At 74.4% G+C, this 6492-nt stretch carries 4 protein-coding genes and 1 pseudogene; 2 read left to right on the plus strand and 3 right to left on the minus strand.

From position 1 onward, the window contains the following. Positions 1 to 604 precede the first annotated feature (604 nt). Positions 605 to 3091, plus strand: coding sequence for a glycoside hydrolase family 9 protein (locus EAO71_RS01730; RefSeq protein ID WP_147975982.1), 2487 nt, complete (start codon positions 605 to 607; stop codon positions 3089 to 3091). 138 nt (positions 3092 to 3229) lie between these two features. Here the strand turns inward: EAO71_RS01730 and EAO71_RS01735 are convergent, their stop codons facing one another. Continuing rightward, the gene (locus EAO71_RS01735; RefSeq protein ID WP_147975983.1) at positions 3230 to 4156 is read right to left on the minus strand and encodes an LLM class F420-dependent oxidoreductase; all 927 of its coding nucleotides are present in this window, start codon (positions 4154 to 4156) and stop codon (positions 3230 to 3232) included. Between the two features lie 393 nt (positions 4157 to 4549). Between EAO71_RS01735 and EAO71_RS01740 the strand changes: the two genes are divergently transcribed. Beyond that, on the plus strand, positions 4550 to 5764 hold the full coding sequence (locus EAO71_RS01740; RefSeq protein WP_147975984.1) for a S8 family peptidase: 1215 nt from the start codon (positions 4550 to 4552) through the stop codon (positions 5762 to 5764). A gap of 82 nt (positions 5765 to 5846) precedes the next feature. Here the strand turns inward: EAO71_RS01740 and EAO71_RS01745 are convergent, their stop codons facing one another. Continuing rightward, entirely contained in the window at positions 5847 to 6272 is a 426-nt protein-coding gene (locus EAO71_RS01745) for an HPP family protein (RefSeq protein ID WP_187282517.1), read from the minus strand. A gap of 16 nt (positions 6273 to 6288) precedes the next feature. Next, positions 6289 to 6492 (minus strand): annotated as a pseudogene (locus EAO71_RS01750) (S8 family serine peptidase); the annotation flags it as partial.

Consider the following 6492-nt stretch of genomic DNA (forward strand, 5'->3'; position numbering starts at 1 on the left):
TCCCACCGGACCCCTGCGGTCCCCGGTACCCGATCCCGGACCCGGCGGCGAGGACCCCGGTCCGGCGCCGGGGCGTGGAGGCCGCGGCCCCGCGCACGGGTCCGGCACGGACGCGAGCCCCTGACCGGCGCGCCACGGACCGCGCCGTCCCCGCTCGCCCCTCGGCGCGCGCCGGCGGCCGGTCCGGTTCGGCGTGTCCTGTGCCTCTCGCCGGCGGCCGGTCCGGTTCGGCGTGTCCCGTGCCCCTCGCCGGCGTGACCGGGTTCGCCCCGGCCCGGAGCAGCAGGCGCGTCGCCGCGGTGGACGCTGTCGTGCCGGCCCGGCCTACCCGCCGGCGGGTAGGCCGGCGCGCGCCGCGGTTCGTCGTTCGACTTCGGCCACGAGGCGTGGTCCGGTGGCCGAAGTCGAACGCGTTTCCATGACATGTCATTGACAAGACGGGCGGTTCGCCGCTTGATTGGACGCGGAACGGAATGGGAGCGCTCCCACCCCTGTCCGTGCGGCACGGTGCGCGTTCCCGAACATCCGTCAGCACCCGTACCGGGCGGACTCCGGCGCCCCCGCGAACCACGCCCACCGCACCCGCCGATGGAAGGTCGACCTCATGCAGCGCTTCCGCCCCCGACGGCGCGCCTGTCTCACCGCCGCGGTCCTCACCGCGGCCCTGCTGTCCCCGCTCGTCCCGGCGACCGCCTCCGTCGCCGCGAGCGACACCAGCCCGGTCCGGGTGAACCAGATCGGCTACCTCGGTGGCGCGGACAAGATCGCCACGATCGTCAGCGCCGCCTCCACGCCCCTGGCCTGGCAGGTCCGCAGGACGGCCGACGACGCGGTCGTCGCCTCCGGCACCACCCGGGTCCACGGCACGGACCGCGCCTCGGGCGATCACGTCCACCAGGCCGACTTCTCCTCCTTCACCCGGGCCGGCGACTACCGCCTCACCGTCGACTCCGCCGGCGCGAGCGTGCCCTTCTCGATCCGGGACACCTCGCTGTACCCGCAGCTCGGCCGCGAGGCGATGCAGTACTTCTACTTCCACCGCATGGGCACCCCGGTCGAGGGTCGCCACCTGCAGAACCCGGCGCACGCGCACGCGGCCCTGCATCCGGGGGACAACTCCGTTCCCTGCTACGGCAACTGGTGCGGCGGCAGCCGCCTGGACGTCGCGGGCTCCTGGGCCGACGCGGGTGACTTCGGCATCTACCCGGTGAACCACGCCGTGTCCGCGTGGACGCTGCTCAACCTCTACGAGCGCGACCCCTCGGCCTACGGTGACGGCAGCCTGGCCCTCCCGGAGAGCGCCAACGGAAGGCCGGACATCGTCGACGAGGTCGCCTACGGCTCCCGCTTCATGCCGGGCATGCTCCCGCCGACCGGCCTCGCGTCCCACAAGGTGCACAACCACGAATGGAGCGCCTTCCCCGTCGCCGACGTCGGCGCGGAGAACGCCCTGGCCCGCTCCGCGATGCCGCCCTCCACGAACGCGACCTACGCCGTGGCTCGTAACAGCGCCCAACTCGCCCGCGTCGTAGGGGCCTTCGACCCGGGACGTGCCGACCAGCTGTGGGCGAGCGCCCGCACGGCCTGGGAGCGCGCCGAGGCGCAGCCCGACGTCGACTACCCGAACGGCACGGACGCCGAGGGCGGCGGCGACTATCCCGACACCGTCAACAGCGACGACCGGTACGCCGCGGCCGCCGAGCTCTACCTCACCGCCGCCCGGCGCGCCGACTCCGGCACCGACGCCTACCGGCGGGCGGTGACGACCTCGCCCCACTACGGCCAGGTCGGCATGTTCGACTGGGCCGAGGTCGCCGCCACGGGCACCCTGTCGCTGCTGGCGGTCCCCAACGACCTGCCCGCCGCCGACCTCGCCCGCATGCGCGGCAACCTGACGGGCTTCGCCGACCAGATCGTCACCACGCTGAACGGCGAGGGCTACCCGTCGCTCCTCCCCGGGAGCGCCGCCTATCCGTGGGGCTCCAACTCCGCCATCGCCAACCGCATGCTGCTGCTCGGCACCGCGCACGCCGTGACCGGAGACCTCCGCTACCTGAAGGCGATGCACCGCGGCATGGACTATCTGATGGGTGCCAACGCGATGCGCCTGTCGTACGTCACCGGGTACGGCGAGTACGCCGAGTCCGACCTCCACGACCGCCTGGCCTGGGGCGGCTACCCGGGCACGCCGTACCCGCGCGGCTGGCTGTCCGGAGGCCCCAACAACGAACTCGTGAACGACAACGCGACCCCCGCGGGCAAGCCCGCCGCCAAGTCCTACGCGGGCCCCGGCACCGCACCGGACGCGTGGTGCTCCAAGGAGAACACCGTCAACTGGAACGCTCCCCTTGCCTGGACGGCGACCTACCTCGACCGCACGGCGAACCGGCTGGCCGCACCGGGGTCCGGCGACACGACCCCGCCCTCGACGCCCGCGGCGCTCCGCGTCACCGGCACGACCGCGAACTCGGTGGCGCTGAGCTGGGAGGCGTCGACCGACGGGCCCGGCAGCGGGGTGGCGGGATACGAAGTGCTGAGGGACGGCGTACGGGTCGCCGACGTCGCCGCCCTCTCGTTCACGGACACGGCCCTCACCGCGGGCCGCACCTACGCGTACACCGTCCGGGCCCGGGACGCCGCCGGGAACCTCTCGGCGGTCTCGGCCCCCGCGCACGCCACGACCGCCGGGGACCCGGCCGCGACCCTGCTGTCCCAGGGCCGTCCCGCCTGGGCCTCGTCGGTGGAGAACGGAACCCTGACGCCCGCGTCGGCGGTGGACGGCCGGACCGACACCCGCTGGGGCAGCGCCTTCCAGGACGGCCAGTGGATCAACGTCGACCTCGGCGCCTCGCGCTCGGTCTCCCGGGTGGTGCTGCACTGGGAGGCCGCGTACGCCAGGGGCTTCCGCGTGCAGGTCTCCGACGACCCCGCGTTCGGCACGTCACGCGAGCTGTTCGCGACGACGGACGGCCGGGGCGGCACGCAGACCCTCGACGTCCGGGGCGAGGGCCGCTACGTCCGCGTCCTCGGCACGATCCGCGCGACGCCCTACGGCATCTCGCTGTACGAGTTCCAGGTCTACGGCCACTGACGAGGGACTCTCCCGCCCGGCCCCACGGCGCGTCCGCGGGGCCGTTCGTCCGCCCGCCGTACGGGGCCGCGCCGCGGCCCGCCGTCCGCGCGCGGCCGCGGTTCGGGGCACGCCCCGAGCAGCCCCCCGCCCCGGGGCTCACGCCTGTGCCAGTTCCCCGAGCAGTTTCCAGGTGCGGTGGCGGTCGGCCTCGCCGCCGAGGTCGGTGGCCGTGAACACCACCTCCGTCGCGCCGGCGTCGCGGTAGCGCCGGACCTCGGCGGCGACATGTTCCTCGTCTCCGATCACCGCCACGTCCGCTGCGCGCGTGGCGCCGGAGAGCTGGATGGCGCGCCGGTAGGAGGGGATGCCCTCGTACAGTGCCAGCGCCCCGGCCGCGGTCTCCCGGACCGCGTCCGGATCGGCGGTCACCACGCCGGGAACGAGGGCAACGATCCGTGGCGCGGGCCTGCCCGCCGCCTCGGCGGCGGCCGTGACGGCCGGGACGATGTGTGCGGCGAGGGCGCGCGGTCCGGCCAGGAACGGCAGGATCCCGTCGGCGAGTTCACCGCTGACCCGCAGGGCCTGCGGTCCCATCGCGGCGACCAGCAGCGGCACCGTCGGCCGCGCGTCGGGCACCGCCGCCGGCAGCGGGGTCGTGGCCGTCAGCAGCTCGCCGTGGAAGTCCGCCTGCCCGGTCTCCAGCAGGGGCCGCAGAGCGGTGAGGAACTCCCTGAGGAGCGCCACGGGTCGTTCGTACGGGATGCCGAAGCCCTCCTCGACCAGGTGCCGGGCGCCGAGGGCGATGCCCAGGTGGTAGCGGCCGCCGGTGGCGGCCTGGGCCGTCTGGGCCTGGCTGGAGATCAGCAGCGGGTGGCGGCCGAAGACGGGGATCGCCGACGTGCCCACCTCGAGCCCGGGTACCTCGCGGCCGACGATCGCGGCCAGCAGGGGGGAGTCGTACGAGAAGCTCTGCCCGAACCAGGCGGAGCGCAGCCCGGCGTCCCGCGCCTCTCTCGCGAGGCGCACCGTGGCGTCGATCGGAAGCTGACGGGAGGTCGCGCTCAGAGTCACACCGATAGTCATGCTCGCGGCAACCGCCGCCGCCGCGAGCGACATTCCGGATCGCGTGTGACAAGCGTGTGGCTGCTCCGTGACGCGGCCCGCGCGAGGTGGAGTCGGGGGTCACGGGGGACGGTTCGACGGATATGGCCCGCCTTGGGGAGCGCGCTTTCGGTCACCTTCCGCGTCTGCTGTCCCGTCACCGCCGGTGGCGGCGTGCGGACTTCGATTGCAGGGCCATGGCGGTTGCATGACAAGGCCCCAATTTCCTTGTTCCACGCCCGTAGCGCCGACAGGCTGCTGATCACGCCGGGAGCGGAACACGCCGTTTCCCAGCGGTACGTGCGACCCCCGCACCCCCCACCACCGAGCGCCGCCCCACCAGGGCGCGCCGCCGATGAGGAGGACTCCCTCGCCATGGCACTCCCGCAGAACTCCAGGACCCGCCTCGCCCTGACGGTCTCCACCGCGACCGCCGCCGCACTTCTGGGCACCTTCGCCGCCGTCCCCGCCCAGGCGGCCCCCGCCGAGGGCGTCGTGCTCGCGGCGGGGTCGGCCGACGCCGTTCCCGGCAGCTACATCGTCACCCTGAAGCCGGGCGCGGGCATCAAGGCCGGCTCCGCCAAGGGCCGCGACCTGATAGCGGACTACGGCGGCCGGGTCGGCAAGACCTTCGGCTCCGCGCTGAACGGGTACACGGCCACCCTCGGCGCGACCGAGGCGCGGCGGCTCGCGGCCGACCCGGCCGTGGCCTCCGTCGAGCAGAACCAGATCGTCCGCTCCGACGCCACGCAGTCCAACGCGCCCTGGGGGCTCGACCGCATCGACCAGGCGAACCTGCCGCTCTCCGGCACGTACACCTACCCCGACAGCGCCGGCGGCGGAGTCACCGCGTACGTGATCGACACCGGCGTCCGCATCACGCACTCCCAGATCGCCGGGCGCGCCACGAACGGCTACGACGCGGTCGAGGGCGACTCCGTCGCCCAGGACGGCAACGGCCACGGCACCCATGTCGCCACGACCATCGCGGGCTCCACGTACGGCGTGGCCAAGTCGGCCAGGATCGTGGCCGTCCGCGTCCTGGACAACAACGGCTCCGGCACCACGGCCGGTGTCATCGCCGGCATCGACTGGGTCACCGCCCACCACACCGCGGGGGCTCCGGCCGTGGCCAACCTGTCCCTCGGCGGCGGGGCCTCCACCGCCCTCGACAACGCGGTGAAGAACTCCATCGCGGACGGTGTGACCTACGCGGTCGCCGCCGGCAACTCCGGTGTCAACGCCTCCTCCTCGTCGCCCGCCAGGGTGGCCGCCGCGATCACGGTCGGCGCCACGAGCAACACCGACGCCAAGGCCTCCTGGTCCAACTACGGCTCGGTGCTCGACCTCTTCGCCCCCGGAGTCTCCATCACCGCGGGCTGGAACACCGGCGACAGTGCCACCAACACCATCTCGGGTACGTCCATGGCCACCCCGCACGTCGCGGGCGCCGCCGCCGTCTACCTGGCCGGCCACCCCTCGGCCACCCCGGCCCAGGTCTCGGCCGCGCTGGTGAACGGCGCGACGCCGAACAAGGTGACCAGCCCCGGCAGCGGCTCGCCGAACCGGCTGCTGAGGCTCGTGCCGTAACGCCGTCGCCCGTCCGACTCGAATACGCGAACGCCCCCGGAGGCCGCAGGCTTCCGGGGGCGTTCGCCGCGCGCGGCGCGGGTCACCACCAGTAGGCGGGATACCTCGGCGCCGTGCGGCGGATGCGGGAGCCGGCGTATCCCGTCAGCACGAGCAGCACGGTGGAGCCGAGGAGCAGGGGCACGAACCGGACCGGATCGGGGGTCTGGAGGACGATCACGACCGAGGTGGCGCAGGCGGCCGCGTGCGGCGTCCGGGCGAGGGTCAGCAGGGCCAGCGTGGCCCCCGCCGCGACGGCCGCCGCCCAGGCGCTGCTGCCCGCGACGGCCAGGGCGGCGTATCCGACGGCCGCCCCGATCAGGTGGCCCCCGACGACACCGCGGGGCTGCGCGAGCGGCAGCGTGGGCGCGCTGTGCACCAGCGCGGCGCTGGCGGCCAGCGGCGGTATGAGCACCGGCTCGTGGATGGCCGCGCCGATCGCGACCAGCCCCAGCAGGACGGCCGTCACCGCGCTGATGCTGTGGAAGGCGGCGAGCGGACTGGGCCGGGGTGGCCGAGGGGTGGCCGGCCAGGTAGACGGCGGCGGCGCCCGCGACGTGCGGGGTGGCCATGGACGTACCCGAGATGGTGTTGGTGGCACTGTCGCCGGTGTTCCAGCCCGCGGTGATGGAGACTCCGGGGGCGAAGAGGTCGAGCACCGAGCCGTAGTTGGACCAGGAGGCCTTGGC

Origin of the sequence: Streptomyces sp. MS191 (assembly GCF_008042125.1) — a bacterium.
Lineage (GTDB): Bacteria > Actinomycetota > Actinomycetes > Streptomycetales > Streptomycetaceae > Streptomyces.